This window comes from Hyphomicrobium sp. LHD-15 (assembly GCF_031157355.1).
Lineage (GTDB): Bacteria > Pseudomonadota > Alphaproteobacteria > Rhizobiales > Hyphomicrobiaceae > Hyphomicrobium_C.
Genome location: NZ_JAVIFT010000004.1, coordinates 143,187 through 160,221, shown reverse-complemented (window position 1 = coordinate 160,221; position 17,035 = coordinate 143,187). Strand labels below are relative to the sequence as shown.

The 17,035-nt window shown below is 58.0% G+C and carries 12 protein-coding genes; 2 read left to right on the top strand and 10 right to left on the bottom strand.

Annotation, left to right across the window (positions count from 1 at the left end):
* Nucleotides 1–2: 2 nt before the first annotated feature.
* From RCO24_RS14205 to RCO24_RS14175, 7 genes are all read right to left on the bottom strand, one after another.
* On the bottom strand, nt 3–977 hold the full coding sequence (locus tag RCO24_RS14205) for a KpsF/GutQ family sugar-phosphate isomerase (protein ID WP_308963001.1): 975 nt from the start codon (nt 975–977) through the stop codon (nt 3–5).
* A 205-nt stretch (nt 978–1,182) separates the two neighbouring features.
* Nucleotides 1,183–3,132, bottom strand: a complete 1,950-nt coding sequence (locus tag RCO24_RS14200; protein WP_308963000.1) for a nucleoside-diphosphate sugar epimerase/dehydratase — start codon at nt 3,130–3,132, stop codon at nt 1,183–1,185.
* Between the two features lie 254 nt (nt 3,133–3,386).
* Nucleotides 3,387–4,247: an FkbM family methyltransferase gene (locus RCO24_RS14195; protein WP_308962999.1), complete on the bottom strand. Its 861-nt coding sequence runs from the start codon at nt 4,245–4,247 to the stop codon at nt 3,387–3,389.
* Complete coding sequence (locus RCO24_RS14190; protein WP_308962997.1) at nt 4,244–5,479, bottom strand: ABC transporter ATP-binding protein; 1,236 nt, start codon at nt 5,477–5,479, stop codon at nt 4,244–4,246. Before RCO24_RS14190 ends, RCO24_RS14195 begins: the two co-directional genes overlap by 4 nt.
* Nucleotides 5,480–5,481: 2 nt before the next feature.
* Nucleotides 5,482–6,267 (bottom strand): ABC transporter permease, encoded by a 786-nt coding sequence (locus RCO24_RS14185; RefSeq protein WP_308962995.1) that lies wholly within the window; start codon nt 6,265–6,267, stop codon nt 5,482–5,484.
* 101 nt (nt 6,268–6,368) lie between these two features.
* On the bottom strand, nt 6,369–9,266 hold the full coding sequence (locus RCO24_RS14180; protein ID WP_308962994.1) for a glycosyltransferase family 1 protein: 2,898 nt from the start codon (nt 9,264–9,266) through the stop codon (nt 6,369–6,371).
* A 6-nt stretch (nt 9,267–9,272) separates the two neighbouring features.
* On the bottom strand, nt 9,273–10,715 hold the full coding sequence (locus tag RCO24_RS14175) for an FkbM family methyltransferase (RefSeq protein ID WP_308962992.1): 1,443 nt from the start codon (nt 10,713–10,715) through the stop codon (nt 9,273–9,275).
* 581 nt (nt 10,716–11,296) lie between these two features.
* On the opposite strand from RCO24_RS14175, the gene RCO24_RS14170 reads away from it, so the two are divergent.
* Together RCO24_RS14170 and RCO24_RS14165 are read left to right on the top strand one after the other, a co-directional pair.
* A complete protein-coding gene (locus RCO24_RS14170) occupies nt 11,297–12,064 on the top strand; it encodes an FkbM family methyltransferase (protein WP_308962990.1) in 768 nt (255 codons plus the stop codon).
* On the top strand, nt 12,061–13,149 hold the full coding sequence (locus RCO24_RS14165) for a class I SAM-dependent methyltransferase (RefSeq protein WP_308962988.1): 1,089 nt from the start codon (nt 12,061–12,063) through the stop codon (nt 13,147–13,149). Before RCO24_RS14170 ends, RCO24_RS14165 begins: the two co-directional genes overlap by 4 nt.
* Nucleotides 13,150–13,162: 13 nt before the next feature.
* On the opposite strand, the gene RCO24_RS14160 is transcribed toward RCO24_RS14165, so the two are convergent.
* From RCO24_RS14160 to RCO24_RS14150, 3 genes are all read right to left on the bottom strand, one after another.
* On the bottom strand, nt 13,163–15,376 hold the full coding sequence (locus RCO24_RS14160) for a hypothetical protein (protein ID WP_308962986.1): 2,214 nt from the start codon (nt 15,374–15,376) through the stop codon (nt 13,163–13,165).
* Nucleotides 15,377–15,464: 88 nt separating this feature from the next.
* Nucleotides 15,465–16,409, bottom strand: coding sequence for a hypothetical protein (locus RCO24_RS14155; protein ID WP_308962984.1), 945 nt, complete (start codon nt 16,407–16,409; stop codon nt 15,465–15,467).
* Nucleotides 16,399–17,031: a class I SAM-dependent methyltransferase gene (locus tag RCO24_RS14150; RefSeq protein WP_308962983.1), complete on the bottom strand. Its 633-nt coding sequence runs from the start codon at nt 17,029–17,031 to the stop codon at nt 16,399–16,401. The genes RCO24_RS14155 and RCO24_RS14150 overlap by 11 nt, the downstream gene beginning before the upstream one ends.
* Nucleotides 17,032–17,035: the final 4 nt, after the last annotated feature.

Genomic DNA, 17,035 nt, shown 5'->3' with positions numbered 1-17,035 from the left:
GCTCACATATAGCCGCGCTGCATCAGGTCCTTCGTGTGCAGCACGTCGACGACCGTATCACCGTCGACGACGACCACGTTGGCGATCCGCCGTTCCTTCATCAGCGAGACGGCCGTGCTCATGAGATCTTCGACGCTGACCGTCACTGGTCGCGTGGTCATGATCGCTTGAGCCGACTTGCTGAACATGTCGGGAGAGAAAGCGCGCCTAAGGTCGCCTTCGGTGATCAGCCCGATCAAGCGATTGGTTCCCTCTTCGGTCACCACCACGCATCCGCGCTGGCCTTCTGCAAGCCGGATCACGACGTGACCCAAAAGCTCGTTCGGGCGAACCATCGGCACGGTATCCTGAAACTCTTCCGTATAGCGGCGCACCGAGGACAACAGCAGTCCGAGGCGCCCGCCTGGGTGCAACTTGCCGAAGTCGGCATCCAGGAACGAGCGCTGCTCCATGAGAAGCACGGCGAGCACATGCCCTGCGGCAAGCGTGATGATGGCCGATGACGTCGGCGCGAGGTTGTTCGGGCAAACCTCCTTCACCTTCGGCAGCCGCAGGCAGATATCGGATTGCTGAGCGAGGCGGCTCTGATCGTTCGAGGTCATGCAGATGACCTTGGTGCCGTTGGTCACGCAAAACTCGAGCACGGGAAACAGCTCTTTGGTCATGCCCGAGTTGGAGATTGCGAGCACCACATCCTGGCTGGTGATCATGCCGAGATCGCCGTGCGAGGCTTCGGCAGCATGCAGGAAGAAGGAGGGCGTGCCGGTTGAGGCGAACGTTGCGGCCAGCTTGGCCCCGATGTGTCCCGACTTGCCGACACCGGTGACGATGAACCGCCCCTTGCACGCGTGAACGAGGCTGACGGCCTTGATCAGGCTGTCATCGAAGCTTTCCCGCAAAAGGGCGAGCGCTTCCATTTCCTGATCGACGATGTTGCGGGCTCGATCCAGGGCCTGTGCTACGTGTTCTGGTCGCATTGAGAAGCCTTTGTCAGCGAACGGCCCCGAACAGGGAGAGCTTGAGTGGAGGAGACAAAGAACACGCTCGATGGGGCCGGCCCCACGGTCCCCGAATACGCTTCTGAACGCTACTGATCACCCCCGCCGAAGGCTGTCAAGCACGCGGCCGTGAAGCGCTCCGGTCCTGCGGCGAATGTCCCTGAAGCGCCCGAAAAACCCGATTTTACGGGAGGAGCGGTGCCGAGATTTCTTGTGGATGCAGAGCCGTTGCCGGCTCTTCGATGTGGGGTTCATATCCCTCGACCGAGCGCAGGAGAATGGCACGAACCGCATTTCCGTCGCGAGCGGTCAAGGCGGCCTTGAGGTCGATCAGCTCGACGCCGAGTGCCGACGACGGCAGAAACGGCTCGTCGGATTTTTGAATGCGGGGATGCTCCGTATGCGACGTCTGCGCGCCGATCAAAAGCTCTTCGTAAAGCTTCTCACCGGGTCGGAGGCCGATGTAGGAGATCGCGATATCGCCAAGAGGATTGGTGTCGTCGCGAACCTCAAGCCCCGAAAGACGGATTAGCTGGCGCGCCAGTTTGTCGATCTTGACGGATTCTCCCATATCGAGAACGAACACTTCGCCGCCGTTTGCCATCGCGCCGGCTTGGATGACGAGAGAGGCGGCTTCCGGGATCGACATGAAATAGCGCGTGACCTCGGGATGCGTAACGGTGATCGGCCCGCCCGCCTGGATCTGCTGGCGAAAGCGGCGGATGACCGAGCCGGAGCTGTCCAGCACGTTGCCGAAGCGGACCATCGCAAAGACGGTCCGGTTTTGCTCCGATGCAGCGGCTTGCAGAATGAGTTCGGAGAGCCGCTTGCTCGCCCCCATGACGTTGGTCGGGCGCACGGCCTTGTCGGTCGATATCAGCACCATGCGTTCGACACCGTGCTTCAGCGCGGCGTTGACGAGGGCCTGCGTGCCGAACACGTTGTTCTCGACTCCCGAAATCGGATTTCTCTCGACCATCGGAACGTGCTTGTAGGCCGCGGCATGAAAAATCGTTTCGATGCCGTTGGACCGGACCACATCGCTGATGAGGGCCTCGTCGAGAACCGATCCCAGAACCGCTTTGACTTTGGGGATCCGATCGGTCCTCTGCATTTCGCTGAGACGGTCGCGGACTTCGAGCTCGACCTGGTAGAGCGCGACCTCGGATACATCGAGCAACACGACGAGACGCGGATCGAGGTGCAGCACCTGCCGGACGAGCTCTGAGCCGATCGAGCCGCCCGCGCCGGTCAACAGGACGGCCTTGCCCGATATGTTGCGGCGAAGCAGCTCCGGGTTTGGTTCGACCGGATCGCGCCCGAGCAGATCGGTAACGTCCACCGGACGCAAGTCGGAGAGGCGAACCCGGCCGGAAGCGATGTCCTCATAGGCGGGAAGTACCTTCACTTCGACGGGATGCTGCTCGAGTTCGTGCAGAATTTTCCGGCGCGGCCTGGCTTCGGGGACAGCCACGAGAATCTCGCGGACGGATTCGCGTTCGATCAGCCGCGTCAGCTTGGAGGGCGCGTAAACCTTCAGTCCGCCTATGTACTGGCGCCACATGGTGGGCGCCGTGTCGACGAAAGCCACGACCTTTCGGTCGCCCGCCCGTCTCATGGCCTGCAGCAAGGCGATGCCCATCGGCCCAGCTCCGTAGATGATGGCCGATTTCGGGGCGATTTCGGGCTTGCTTGCGGGATAGGGAATTCCGGCGCTGTCGAGAACGATGCCGATCGCATATCGCAACAAGGAAAGCAGCGCCGCGCTCAAGGCCGCATAAGTGAGGATGACGGACCGCGGGACACCGAGCTGCCCCACCATGAAGACGAGCAGCGACCAGACGAGTACAGCAAAGCCGACACCCGCAATGATTTGCAGGGTGCCGCGATAGCCGATGAAGCGCGTGACGAGCCGGTAGAGGCCGATCCGCCAAAGAACGAGAAGGGTGATCAGCGGGCCGCTGAGCAGCAGGCCGAGCTGGCCGAGGCTGGAAGGGACGAAGTATTGGCCGTAGCGAATCGACAGCGCGACCCACAGTGCGGCGCTGGCCAGGAAGAAGTCTATCAAGGCTAGGACGGCGCGCTTGAAATAGCGCGGCAGTTCGATCAGCCACGAACGCCAGCTACCGACCATGGGACCTATTTTCTGTGCGGAGTCGTTATGGAACTCAGCCCTAAGATAGGAAAAGCCTGGACGTCAAGTTGTATCAATTTTGGCGGCGTCGTTCTCGAAAGCGGCGTGCCGCGTCGCGACGGAGCGCGTCTCGGTCCACGCCCCGGAAGGACGGCAATTGCCGAAACAAAGGAATTATCTTTATTGAGCATATTCAAAGTGGTCATGCAGCGAGAAAAGCGAGCGCGCACTGGTGGAGCGGCATACGTCACCGGTCACGGTTCGGGAAACATCGACAGGTGAGGACTGTTCAGAGACAGATGAGGCAGTTGGATCCGCTGGTCTTCGGCGAAAAAGCTGGCCACGATCAATCCATCCCCGCTGAACGATTGCTGGACGTCATGCTCGGAGAGGATGATGGCCCCAAGGTTTAGCAGGGCATCCCGGCAATCGGTGTGCGTCGTCGGCGAACCGGAAATGCTGCTGTGGTGCGTCGACACGACGATGAAGCGCACAAGTCTCTGCTGTACCTGCGGCACCATCGAGAGAATGAAAGGCAGCTCCGCGCCTTGTGCATCGATGTGCAGGAGCTCGATTATCCGGTTGTCGGCGAGATTTGCGACCGCCGCCATGTCGAGGCAAGGTAGCAGGCGCTGAGTGTTCGTGGATTCACAGCGCAGTTCAAGGCTGTCGAGGCTCTGAGCGCCGATCCAAGCCTCATGAAAACGGATGCGGTCCTCAAGATGATTGAGACGCGCGTTGTCTTTGCCGACTTCGATATTGCTGGGATCGGGCTCGACGCAGATTGCCGAGCTGTTCGGCACGTCGTGCAAGTACCAGAGCGTATAGTAGGACCAGAACGCACCCAGCTCGACCACGAGCGAGTTGTGGCGCACGTATTTCAAGAGATGATGGAATGCGAGCTCTTCCTGAGGCTCGTGGTGGCCGCGCAGCCCGCGAATGATATGGGCCATCCAATCGCCGTAGTATCCGCCGGCCCGCACCTTCAAACCATTGTGCATGATTTGAACGAGACCATCCGAGGTATCGAGAATCCGGCCTGCCTCCTGAACCTTTGGAATGCCAGCACAGTCGTCACAACTGATCGTCATGACGGCGCGTTCCAGTTCGTTCATTGGTTAGGTCCGTTGATCGTGAATTCTGTGTCGAGCGCCGCCGTGCCGAGGAAGAAGCTACGGTCAGTATTGACGACATCGAATACCAGCGCGTTATCCTGCCAATCGTAGTTCGCGTCGAGATGACTGTCGGCGTTCGTAAGCGCGGGCGTGAACGAGTAGGAGCCTGGCCCCAAGGCGCAGGTCAGAGAGAGATCGAATGCGATTTCATCACCCGCCTTGATGTTTTCGAGGGTCTGGCGTGTGTGCCACGTGTTGGTTCCCCAAACGACATGCCCCGTTCTGTCCCGCAGCATGTAGCCGAGAACCAGACGCGGGATGTCGACATCCGCTTTGGCGACAAGTCGAAGGCGGAGACGCTGGCCGACGCGCGCGACATGCACCGGCTCGTGGCTATCGGCATCGAGAAGTTCGAGCGACGCGACACGCACCTGCAGCGTGCCTGATCTCGTGAATAGCCAGCCATTTTTCTGGCGCCGCTGCTCGACCGTGAGCTTCGCGTTCTCTTTCGCGGCGATGATCGCATTGTAGTAGTCGATAACCTCGTCCGGATCCCCGTCTTTAAGAACCTGCCCCTTGTCGAGCAACAACACCCGATCGCACAGGGCCCGAACATCCCCGAGGCCGTGGGTAACCAGAATGATCGCCGTTCCTTCGTCCTTGAAACTGCGGATGCGATCGAAGCTCTTGTGCTGGAAATAGCTGTCCCCGACAGCCAGCACCTCGTCGACGATCAGCACGTCCGGTCTTTCGGCCGTCGCGAGCGCAAACGCCAGCCTTGCCTGCATACCGCTCGAATAGGTTCGAACCGGTTGGTCGAAGTAGCTGCCGATCTCCGCAAAGTCTTCGATCTGCGGCATCAGCTCCGCGAGTCGAGCGTGCGATAGCCCCATGAGACCGCCGGCGTGAAAGATATTCTGCCGCCCCGTGAACTCGGGATTGAACCCGAGCCCGAGTTCGAGGATCGCTCGGATCTGGCCGGCGATGTAAACCTCCCCCGAGGTCGGCCGCACGGTTCCTGTGATGAGCTTCAGGAGTGTGCTCTTGCCGGCGCCATTCTGCCCGATGAGGCCGACCGCCTGTCCGGCCGATAGCGAAAACGAAATGTTCCGGACCGGCCAGAACTCCTCGCGAAGCTCGACGGGTGCGCCAAACCATCCGGCAAATCTCTCGAGATTGCTCGCGTATGTTGCGTAGCGCTTGGATAGGTCACGGACGGTAAGCACGGTCATTGTCAGAGCACATCAAGCAGTTCGGGGCTTGCCCGGCGGAAGAAAACAAATGCGAAAGCGACGCATAGAATTCCGAGCGCGGTTGGCCATATCAGCGTGGCCGGATCAGGCCAACGATCGAAGAGAAGAGCATCCTGGTAGAGACCGATCAAAGGCGTGAGGGGGTTGAGCTCAACAATGAAGCGGTACTGCTCGGGCACGATGTTGATCGGATAAACAATGGGGGTCATCCAATACAACAACTGCAACGCGATCGTCATGACCTGCGCCGTATCGCGGATGAAGACGTTGATCACTCCTAGTATCACGCCCAGGCCAAAACCGAGCGCAGCGATCAAGAGTATGCCCAGCGGGAGAAGGATCAACGTGAGGCCGGGCGCGTGACCGAAGAAGATGAAAATCACAAAGATCGCAGCGAGCAGGAGGAGATGGGTGATCAGCGTGCTGCCGCCGACGATGAGCGGCAAGCATAGCCGGGGGAACGCGATCTTCTTCATGATGGGCGCTTGTTCGATGAAGACATTCATGCTGCGCGTGAGAATGTCGCTGAACAATGTCCATGCCGCCATGCCCGCCAGAAGGTAGATCGGATACGCTGCCGGCGTATCGTTTTCGGGAAGCTTAGCTTTGAGCACCTCCGAAAGGACGAGCGAAAAAATGAGCGCCTGGGCGAGCGGATGTAGAATGAACCAAAGGCCACCGAAGCGAGAGCGGACAAAGCGGCCCTGCAAATCCCCTTTGATCGACGAACTGATGAAGTGCCGGTATCTCCACAAACTCTCGAACATAGGCCCGTTGATCCTTATGGGCCCGCTCGTCAGGGGACCCTCGCAACTGCAATCTTAGTTCACCGCGATCTCTGTTGCCAGCTTTGGGGCCGGCGTCGGTTCTACAGTGCCACGCGCAGCGGCTTTCCGAACCAAGCCACGCCTTCCTGTAACATTTCGATATCGACATAGCGGGCGCCACGCGCCTTCCAGTCGGCCGGCACCGCAAGAGCCATGTAGTGCACATCGCCGGGCAAGTGGACGAAGGGAATATGGACCCTCGGATTATCGAACTGTAGCATCTTCCCGTTGCCGGTCAGGATGTGATAGCTCAGAGCAACGCGGAAATTGCCGTCTGGCCTGCCGTCGCTGGACCAAATCTTCGATGACAGGTTGGTGACACCGACGATGAACTTGAGCGTGCTGCCATTGTCTTCGGACACAGGGCCTTCGACGAGGCGGAGCGCATGGACACGCTCGGAAGGCTCCAATGGAGTCTCCATGCGTATCCGACCGAGATCACCGAACGCGACGTAGTCCTTTTGCTCGCGTGGTTCGTAGACCCGGTACCAATTCCCGCCCAGAACGACATCGTCGAGCTGATCGGCGCTTTCGCGCCAGTTCGGCCATTTCGAGCGGGGCAGATTTTCGTGCCGGGCATCAGCCTCCGCCAAGAAGTCGCGAACCGCATCGGCAAGATCCTCGGCAGATCCTGTTTTGAAGAAACGCGCCGAGACAGCCCCCTTCGCGACCTCGCGAAAAACCGGGAGATCGCTCGCAATCAGGGGTTTTCCGAAATACCCGGCCTCCACGATGGGCAAGCCAAATCCTTCGGCGAAGGATGCAGCGAGCAGCACATCGCAGCTCTCATAAAGCCCGCGCAGGGTCGCGTCGTCGATGCCCTCATGCCACACGAGGTGGCGCCCGTACTCCGGATGCCCGCGTATTCGGTCCGCGAGCGCCTGGACGCCCCATCCCTTCTTGCCCACGATCACGAGCTCGACATCCACGCCGGCAAGCCAAAGGGACTCGAACGCATCCAGCGCAACGCGATGCCCTTTTCGTGGTTCGAGTGTTCCCACCATCAAGACAACCGGACGCAGCTTCGCCGGCTTGGTTTGTTGTAGCGCGTCGGCCGGACCGTCAGAACCTCCGCCGACGAAGTCCGCCCCCAGCTGCCAGTATCCGATCTTCATGCGGTGGGGAAAGGAAACGGCCTCGAGCATTGCATAGAGTTCGTCGGCGACGGCGCGAGAGATACAGACGAAGCCGGTCGAATGGGTGAGTGCCGATCGGAACCATTGGCTGAAAATCACCGGCATGTTGGGGTCGCAGAAGGCGGGCGTGCGCAACGGAACCATATCGTAGAGACAGGACACGATCTCCATGCCTCTTATGCGGAAACCGCACAGATAAGTCCCATGCCATTGATAGAGCTCCCAGGAGCTGTCGAGCATGAGAATGGTATCGCTGTTGCGAAAGCGGACGCGACTGGTCGGCTCGATGGAGGTTGGAGGCCTAAGCTTCCCCCCGGTATCGAGCCAACCATTTTCATCGACGCAATAAGAGATGATCTTGTTGCCATCCGGAGTGTCCTGCCGGGCGAACTCGCGGCAGATGTTCTTGACGACCCGCTGGATCCCCGTGGCATGGTCGACAAGGGTCGTCGATGTCGCATCCACGATTAGGCGCGGCGATTCTTGCTCAAGAGGTTCGGCCAGAGACAGGGTTCGCGCAGCCAAGGGAAGTTGCGATTTTGTCAGTTGCCATTCGCGAGCAATCCGTTGCCTGGAGATCTCCTTGTCCGGGAGCGCGGTGTTGTCTGCGGCAATTTTTTTGAGAGCTTCGAGCGCAATGGACGCGCTCTTTGTCCAACTGAACCGGCTCGCTTGCTCGGCTCCCCTTGCGAGCAACTGCTGGCGAAACGAGGTGTCGACCATCAGCTTGTAAAGGAGTGCCGAAAGCTGCTGCGAAGACGAAGGATCAAACAGCGCGGCTTCGTCGCCAACCACTTCGGGAAGCGCGCCAGCTCTGGCGGCAAGTGCCGGTGTGCCACAGGTAATGGCCTCGAGCGCCGTAAGCCCAAAGCCTTCCATGAACGAGGGCTGCACCAGCGCCAATGCACCCTTGTAAAGGGATGCCAGCTCCTGTTCTGATACATGCCCTACGCAGACTAGGTTGTCTGGCAGCAGGTTGTACTTATTCCATTGCGAAATCAGCTGCGAGACAAGACCCTTTGGGTGGTCTCCAGCCAGCACGAGCTTGTAGCGATTGCGAAGCGTCGATGGCAGCAATGCAAACGCATCGATGATAAGCCCGACGTTCTTCCGCCAGTCCAGCCCGCCGACGTAAAGCACATAGGAGCCGTACTTCTGTTGGGAATCCGTCAGCTCCCGCTCATTCAGCGATGTGCTGAGCTCGCTTGATACGCCGGCGACAATGTTCACCGCATTTGCATGCGGGTGTCGCTCCAGGAGTTCGTTCCTCGAGAATTCGGAGATGCAGAGGTTGGCAGAGAAATCGCCGAAAGCGGCCAACCGGCGTTTGTAGCAGGCGAGTGTATGCGTGTCCGCCAAATACCGTTCGGGAAAATGCAGCGGAATGGCGTCGTAGAAAATGGATGCAATCGGAACCGCACAGAACGGGCCCGGCAGCAAGGGTACGGCGATATCGTTGAAGCCTTCGAACGGGCTGGTAGACAGTGCAACATTCGGCTTGAGGCAATTTACATGATGCGCGAGTGCGATATGGCTAAGCTGCCGATTGGTTGAATGCCCCTCGATTGTCTCGCCAGCCTCGGAAGCGCCGTGCCAGACATAAATGTTTTCAGCCTTTATCCAGCCCGAAACCACGTCCCTGGCTTCGATTGCAGCTTCGCCCATAGCCGCATTGAAGGAAATGAGGAGTTCGACTTCGGGATGATTTTCAACGATGCACCGAGTGAACTCATGAACATAGCGCCCGATGCCTCTTAATCTACTCGCAGTTTGAAAACACTGACCATCAACCCAAAGACGCATACTTTATCAATTCCGCTTTTTCCAAGAAGCTCCCAACAGGGCTTCCCAATCGTCCAGCACAACGGGGTCGGGCTCCATCTTCCATTGCCCGTGCACGGAGGGCACCGCAGCAGTAATGTATCCGCGTGACAGAGCGACGGCGCGTACTCTCCGGTCGAGAGGGGGAAGCATCCGAATGACGCTCTTGGCCACAAACTTAATCTGAGGCTTCTCGGCCGTCCATCCGATCGAACGGTTGAGCAGGTCGCGAGAGTGCTCCCGCAGACGGCTTTGCAGCGAACGCCTCCCCTTCATAGCCGCCCGAAGAGGGGCCGTGAAGCGCCATGATGTCGAAGCGTGAATGCTGCCGATATGTCGATCGAGTTCCGACACGCGAAGAGAGACTTCTTTTACGATCTCGTTGAGATACGCAATTTGCGCATCGCGATTGTCTATTTCGTCGCTTCTCGTCGAGAGAGAGGCCGCCTGAGCATCCAGCGTTGAAACCAGATCGCGATTAGAGGCCTCCAACTCAGAAATTTTCTGGTTCGATTTCTCTAGCTGCTCTCTGAGGGAGGCAATCGTTTCGTTTTTTCCTATCAGCTCGCTCGAAAGCGCCGAGCAGGTGGTTTGCCAAGTCTCGGCTGCACGGACCAGAGAGGCGGCCGCGGTTTCCCGCTCGGCCATAGCTTGGACAGCCTTTGCCAGCTCCTCTACTTTTGCCATCTCTTCTGCCTCACGCCGCTCAAGCTCGGCAATGTCTGCGTTGAGTTTCCAAGCAAAGGGTGTTGATTTCCCCACCACGAAATCATCGAAAACATTCGGCCCAACTTCAAGCAAAGATTTCAAGTGAGATCGGTCGGAATGGACGTAAAATCGATTAAGGCCATCGAAATATGCAAACTCATACCCGAGAGCGAGAATCTCTGCTTCCCATTCGAGATAATTAAGCTCCGGAGAGCGAGCCCGGGTGCTTTCAACTACAACAATCCAGGGGCGCACAGTAGAAGGCGACCAACTGGTTATAACCTCCCGCTCCATCTCCTCAACATCGATCTTAAGCCAATGAATGTCTTTGTCGATGTATTGATCAAGGAGGGTTGAAAGTCGGACGGAGCGGACCTGAAGTTCGTTGACGTCCAAGCCGCCTTCGCTGTGCCGTTTGGCGACGGCTTCCTTCCCGGTGCTAAGGCCCGTAGCGGTGACTTCAAAAAACGGCAGAGCGCCTTCCTCGCACGAGACCGCCGCCTGCACCACTTCCTCCTCGGGGCGGGAAGCGCGGAGCTTCTCGGCATACATCGGCACCGGCTCGACATGCAGGCCGCGCCAACCACGCTCGTAGAAGGCGAAACTGACCGAGTCGGTGACAGGATCTTGCGCGCCCACGTCGATGTAAAAGCCGTCTTTCACATCCTTGAGGGCGCGCCAGAGCAGAACATCCTCGAAATTTTGCGCGTAGGAGACGAACATCTTGAAATCCTTCTACCGCGAGCCTTAGCATTTAGGCTGCGCGAGCCCAGCGGGAAACTCCCACTTTAGGTTTCATGCTAGCTGCGTCTAAAACGCGGTCTAGGTGGTCTCCAGATTCACCCACTAGTATATATCCTATGGAGAACAATAGTAATTTTGTTGACGGATGTCCCTGAGGGGGCAGATTCGTTAGCTTGATGGGTATAGCGCGCGGCGCAAGTAAGGCGGCCTCTGCGCTTGCTCATTTCGATATGCCCTTTTAGGCCGGCCTCCGAACGGGCCACATGACGGCGGGATGCTTGTCGGGGGTATCCGCGGCGTGTAGACGAGACCGCGCGATAACATCGATCGCCCCATTTGGATCTTCGTGCATGACGAATGTTTGGAATCGAATAGCCGCCTTTAAGGGAAAAATTGTCGCCACATTGGCGCAACGCCTCCCCGTTCAAACTGTCGTACCGTCGCTCGAAAGAAGCCCCTTTTACCATTACAATTCCTCCTTCGATGCCATCGCTGTGATGCAGCGGCACGCGGTTGGTGATGCGCGACCGGATCCCGAATACGTCACGAATTTCTTGGGCGTGAAGGTCTCCCCTCGATATTTTCCGGGGATCCTCGACGGAAGGCAGGGGACGATCGAGGCCATCCCGATTCCTGCAAACTGGCATGCGGACATCGCCGAGTGGGCTTATGCGCTCCATGCTGTCGATGCAGCGAAAGAGACTTTTCGCGTGGTCGAGCTCGGTTGCGGCTGGGGTTGCTGGCTGAACAATACCGGCGCAGCGGCCCGGCGTCGCGGGCTCAAAGTGGAGCTTATTGGCATAGAGGGCGACGAAGGGCATGTCGGCTTTGCGCTCGAGTCGCTCACAGCAAACGGTTTTTCGCCCGATCAGTTCAAGATCGTTTACGGCGTTGCCGCGCCGAAGCGCTCGAAGGCACTGTTTCCGGTCGCCGAGCCGGGAAAACACTGGGGCTCTGAACCGATCTTCGATGCAACATCGCAGCAAATCGCGGAGGCCGAGCGTACCGGCCGATATCACGTACTCGAAGCCTATCCGCTCGCCGAGCTTGCCGGCGGCCGTCCCATCGACCTCCTGCACATCGACATCCAGGGCGGCGAAACGGATTTCTTGAAGGCCAATTTTGACGAAATCAACCGTTACGTGCGGAGAACTCTAATCGGTACGCACTCACGCGTTATCGAAGGCGACATCATGCGGTTCATGCTCGACCAAGGCTGGAAGCTCGAGATGGAACGGCCCTGCATCTTCGGTTTGGCCGATGGCCGTCCCAATATTCAGGTGGATGGCGTTCAGGGGTGGCTCAACGGGAGGCTGATCGCTCAATGATAAGTCGCGGCGATGTTGTCGAGGCCTACCAGAAGCTGCTCCATCGCTTGCCCGAAAGCGAGGATGTCATTCGCCATCATTTGTCTTTGCACCAGGAAGTCGCTGCTCTGGAGCAGAGCCTGAAGGCGTCTCCGGAGTATAATGCCCTCAATCCACCTGAGAAAGCGCGCAGGTCAACACCGTTCTCCTCCGTCATTGCGTCTCTTCTAAACGGAAAATCAAAGACGATCACGGCTGCCGAGCTCGATTGGTTCATCTCGGAATCGGACAAGCTTGGCCCGCCCGCGACGCCGCCCGTCGAGGAGTTCTGGAAGGGCATGACCTACTCGCCGACGACGAAGGTCAATCAAGACCTGGACCCGTTTAGCGAAGAATACGTTGCCCAGCAGATTGCGGTTTATCACGAGATATCGGGGCGGGAGATCGATCAGGGAAAGAACGAGCTGACAGACTTCGATCTGGAGGTTCACGTCGCCGCCGCAAACCCCTATGCGCATCATGCTCCCCACGGCGTCGCCGTGCATATCGGGCGCGTTGCCCGCGCCATTGAGTATTCGGGGTTGGGGATCGACGCGCACGTTCTCGACATGGGGTGTGGCTGGGGAACCAGCACCGAGTTGATGGCCTTTTCCGGTTTGCGCGCGACGGGGCTCGATATCAATCCGAAGTTCGTCGAATTGGTCAACCGACGGGCTGCCCGCCTCGGCCACAAAGTCGATGCGGTCGTCGGTAGCTTTGAAAGCATCCCCGGCGACACGCTGTACGATGCCGTCCTCTATTATGAATGCCTGCACCATGCCATCAAGCCGTGGGAGACGCTTTCGCTCGTCCATAGCAGGTTGAAGCCCGGCGGAAAGCTGTTGCTCGCGGGTGAGCCGATCAACGACATCTGGAAGCACTGGGGTCTTCGTACCGACCCCTTATCCGTCTATTGCATTAGGAAGTACGGATGGTTCGAGAGCGGCTGGAGCGCGCGCTTCCTAACCGCATGCGTCGAACGCTGCGGCTTCAAGGTCACCCATTTCGGTGCCGAAGCCGGCGCCATCGGATGGATCATGGTCGCTGAGAAGGCTACTCAGCGATAGGCGAGGACGATCCCTACGGTCCGACTTGAAGGCTAATCAGTCCGAACGTCAGAAACCTTTTGTCGGCGTAGCCGAATTCAGAAGGAGACATGAGCCGTTTCGATTTGAAGTTGACGGTTACGCGCCCGTTGCTTGCTTCAGTCAATTGTCTGGGGACGGAAACCGTGAACGTCCTCGCCCCTTCGTTTTGATACGTTTGGACTCCCAAAGGGGAGTCATTCACCAAAACTTCTATTTCTTGTGGCGTCGTGACGTGTGAAAAAGCGTAGCCCGTCACGGTCATGTTGAAGTCACGGGATTGAAGTTCGGGCGGCAGATCGAACACGACGTAGTTGTTCTTGCGGCCCGACCATGTCCCCCATTCTTCTAGCGGGTGCCAGTTGCCGAACAGAAAGCGGCGCGAGGCAGGGTGCTTACTGTTGAACTCAATTTTGGTGTCAGTAAGCGATAAGTCTATCGACGCCAATGAGTAGGTATCGTTCAACTTGACCGTGTTTGAGTAAATATCGGCGTCAGCTTTATCTGATCGAATCAGAAATAAGCCGGTATTGGGTGGGGTAGGTCGTGCGTAGGTCGACCTGAGGATGGTTGCTGACCGCGACGGCGACAGCAGCGCCGCGAACGAGTCCTCGTGAAGGTTTTTAAGGTCGATGTTGACGAAGTCCTGCTCGGCAAGCTTGGGGTGATTTTGAAGACTGACCAAATCAGGGCTCATGACGATCTGCACCGATGAGCCGTGCTGCAAGCTGATCCAGAGGCTCGAGATGAGTAGCGGTACAAAAGTAAATATTGCGGCAATCCTTGCTCTTCCTCGAAGTTTTGATGTGGCATAGGAGAGCACAAGCGGCATCAGCACCGCGATAACGACAGCAAGATATTTATGAACGCTGTAGTTACTCCAGCCGAGTTTCAATCCGATTATTAGAATGTTAGCGGTCGCGGCAGCCAGAACGAAAAAATCCAGCATACTTGCGCGACGTACATAGGCCGCACGAATCCAAAGCACTGCCGATACGATTACCAACAGCACACTCCAGGACAGCAGCGTTTGCGATTGCTCGCTCACCGAAGCGAGAGAAATCTGCTGGCCGACAATCGCAAGAGGTGACGCCAGCGGGATATTGAAGCCCGGGACGCCCGTCGTTTGTGCCGCAAAAGAGACTTTGAACCAACTCAGCAACGGCAAACATATAGCGCCGATCAGAAGCGCGCAGACGGCGGCAGCTTTGGTTAGGCGAGTAAAATAGTGTGCCCGATGCAATGCTGCCCAGACGACGAGAGCAGCCAGCGCAATCCCGCTCCCTATAACGAGAGTGAAGTTGGACCCCAGTGCGGCTACGCTCACCACCGCAGTAACGAGCGCAAATGCGAATATTCCCCATGCCGATCTTTTGAAGACGGCCGTTCCTACAATCGCGAACGTGCAGGCCAGCAAGGAAACTGCGGCGGCTTGGCCCAATTGCGCATCGTAAACGCGCGACATGGGGACGAGCGACAGTGCAGGAGTTAGAACGGTGATTGTTGTCGTGAATAGCCCAAGCCCAAACAGTCGTGAGCACAAAACCAGCAATGACGTGGCAAGGATGAACAAATAGAAAAGGAAGGCGGGTGTCAGAAGCTGATACGGAGGCGTATCAGACAACTGGCTCATCGCAACGAGAAGGGCAGTGACCATCGGCTTTTCGAAGGAAGCCCGATGCAGCTGAAGATCTCCAAACGCATCAGGGTGCTTTTCCGCAAAAGCTGCCGCAGAGGTCATCCAAATTTTTGCAGAAGACGCGTAGTTTGGAAAATCGGCCGTTCCATTGGTCCAATAGGTTAAGCCGAACTTGGTGACGGGATACATCACGAGCGCGACCGCAACCGCTGCCATGATGTCGATCGGAGTTATTGACCGTGACGAGCTCGATCGAAGCCATCTCCAGAGAAACGAGGTGTTCCAAGAACATTTTTTAAGAACAAAGACAAATCGCGCCGCAATCGCCAACGCCGCCACGGCGGCAAGTGGCCAGATCGGCGTCGTTGCGTCGTCCGCGAAATGGTAACTAAAGAAAATGATCACCGCGGTCGCGCTCAGTCCGATTCCTGCGGTTAGCCCGATACTCCGAGGAAACCGGACGTATCGTGCTACAGCTGCCTGTACGCCCAGACCGATAAGGATCGCATAAAGCCCCAATAAAAAAGCAGGTCGCGCAATTTCGAAAGCGTTGAAAACTGCAGATGCCATTCGAGCTTCACTTTTCTTCAGTTGGGAGAGTCGCGATGGGTGACAAAGGCGGGTTTCAGATTGCCGACAAGTGATATCCGTGCATGAACTATGCCTGCGGGGGAGAGAGTGTTATTTTGGAGGTCCGAAATCCGGCGGAGAGAAAGAAAAGCAAATCGCCACCGACCGTTACAGCTCGCCACAGCGTTGCGATGAGGATCGCTTTGTCGGTTGTCGTCATGAACGCTAGTCCTGCCACAAGCATCATCTCTCTGACGCCGATGCCGGATGGCGCACCTGGCGTCAAAGTGGCTACGATCCAGGCAATTGATAGCAACCCGATCAGCTTCGGCCAGTGCTCGTAAGCCACAGGTTTCCCAGTCGTCACAGCGGTCACGACGATGAACAGGAGCCCGGATGTGATGAAGAAGAGCGTATGATAGGCGGCGACAGGCCATAGGTCTCGCAATCTCAGGCTCGCCAACCGATGGGCGACGTCCGGCCAACGACCGCCAAGCAGGCGCGGGCTGATACGCAAAGCGGTCACGCCACCCGCGACGAATGCAGCCGCTATTCCTCCTGCAACAAGCAGTTTCCAAGCGAGCGCGTCGTGGGCCCCGGTGGCAATGGTCACCGCCGCTATGGCTGCCGCCACGCAAACGAGGCTGAGCAGTTCGAACACGGTAGAGAGTAAAAGGCCGGTGTGGGTCCATCCCGCCTGGCGGCCTATTACCTGCCGCCCGGCGAACTGCGCGACGTTGCCCGGAATGTATTTCGCGATCTGCGTCTGAGCATAGATCCGGCGCGTATACGAGCTGGGAACGTTCGTTTCACCGGACCATAGGAGCAGTTGGCGCCAGGCGTCCGCCAGGACCCATCCAAGCAATCCGTAGCCCATCGCCGACAACGCAAGTGCCGCGATGCCGGCGGCTCCTGGTCGGAATGTGGAAAGAACAACACGCTCTTTCCAGAAAAGAGCGGCAATGAAGACAACGGATACGATGGCGAGTGCCGAACCTGCGGCCTTCACCCAGCGACCAAGCCTAGCGTCCATTTGGGCGACACAGCACGGCCGTCCACGGCACAGGCGAACGCACTGCGATGGGGGTTAGGTGCTCGCCGATGAACTTCAGGAAGCCGCGCTTGCTCCAGTGCTGCAGATGCCCAGGGCTGTTCCCCCAATCCTTGACATAAGCCCCTCTTGAAAAATTCAGCACACGCCAGAGAGGCTCGCGCGGCACGCTAAGAAGATAATAGTCGGCCCCGAGCGCGAGAAGCGCCTCAAGCCCTTTGCGAGGATCTTCGAGATGCTCCAGAACCTCGCAGCACACCACCATCTCTGGTGGAGAAGCGCTGCTCGGTCCGATCGTCATCACGTCCTCGACGGCGAAGGTTACGCGATCCGACGAGATGTTCGTTTTGGCATCGGCAATACAGGTTGCCGAGATATCGGTCGCGTGAATCTTCGCGGTTGTCGCGTCGAGCAGAAGCTGCACGACATGGCCCTCTCCGCATCCGACCTCGAGGATTGTCTGGGGAGCGGCCTGCGCGGCAAGTTGCGACACTGCGTCGTCGAAACCGCGGACCAGCCAACGGGCAATCGGATTCTTCGACTCGTATTTGTTGCCCGCAGTACCGATCACAAGGCCATTTTCAACTCTGATGTTGGCTGTCATGAAA

Bases quoted from the DNA above. Each gene is read 5' to 3' on its own strand.
- RCO24_RS14205 (WP_308963001.1), bottom strand. From the start codon at position 977: ATGCGACCAGAACACGTAGCACAGGCCCTGGATCGAGCCCGCAACATC.
- RCO24_RS14200 (WP_308963000.1), bottom strand. From the start codon at position 3,132: ATGGTCGGTAGCTGGCGTTCGTGGCTGATCGAACTGCCGCGCTATTTC.
- RCO24_RS14195 (WP_308962999.1), bottom strand. From the start codon at position 4,247: ATGAACGAACTGGAACGCGCCGTCATGACGATCAGTTGTGACGACTGT.
- RCO24_RS14190 (WP_308962997.1), bottom strand. From the start codon at position 5,479: ATGACCGTGCTTACCGTCCGTGACCTATCCAAGCGCTACGCAACATAC.
- RCO24_RS14185 (WP_308962995.1), bottom strand. From the start codon at position 6,267: ATGTTCGAGAGTTTGTGGAGATACCGGCACTTCATCAGTTCGTCGATC.
- RCO24_RS14180 (WP_308962994.1), bottom strand. From the start codon at position 9,266: ATGCGTCTTTGGGTTGATGGTCAGTGTTTTCAAACTGCGAGTAGATTA.
- RCO24_RS14175 (WP_308962992.1), bottom strand. From the start codon at position 10,715: ATGTTCGTCTCCTACGCGCAAAATTTCGAGGATGTTCTGCTCTGGCGC.
- RCO24_RS14165 (WP_308962988.1), top strand. From the start codon at position 12,061: ATGATAAGTCGCGGCGATGTTGTCGAGGCCTACCAGAAGCTGCTCCAT.
- RCO24_RS14160 (WP_308962986.1), bottom strand. From the start codon at position 15,376: ATGGCATCTGCAGTTTTCAACGCTTTCGAAATTGCGCGACCTGCTTTT.
- RCO24_RS14155 (WP_308962984.1), bottom strand. From the start codon at position 16,409: ATGGACGCTAGGCTTGGTCGCTGGGTGAAGGCCGCAGGTTCGGCACTC.
- RCO24_RS14150 (WP_308962983.1), bottom strand. From the start codon at position 17,031: ATGACAGCCAACATCAGAGTTGAAAATGGCCTTGTGATCGGTACTGCG.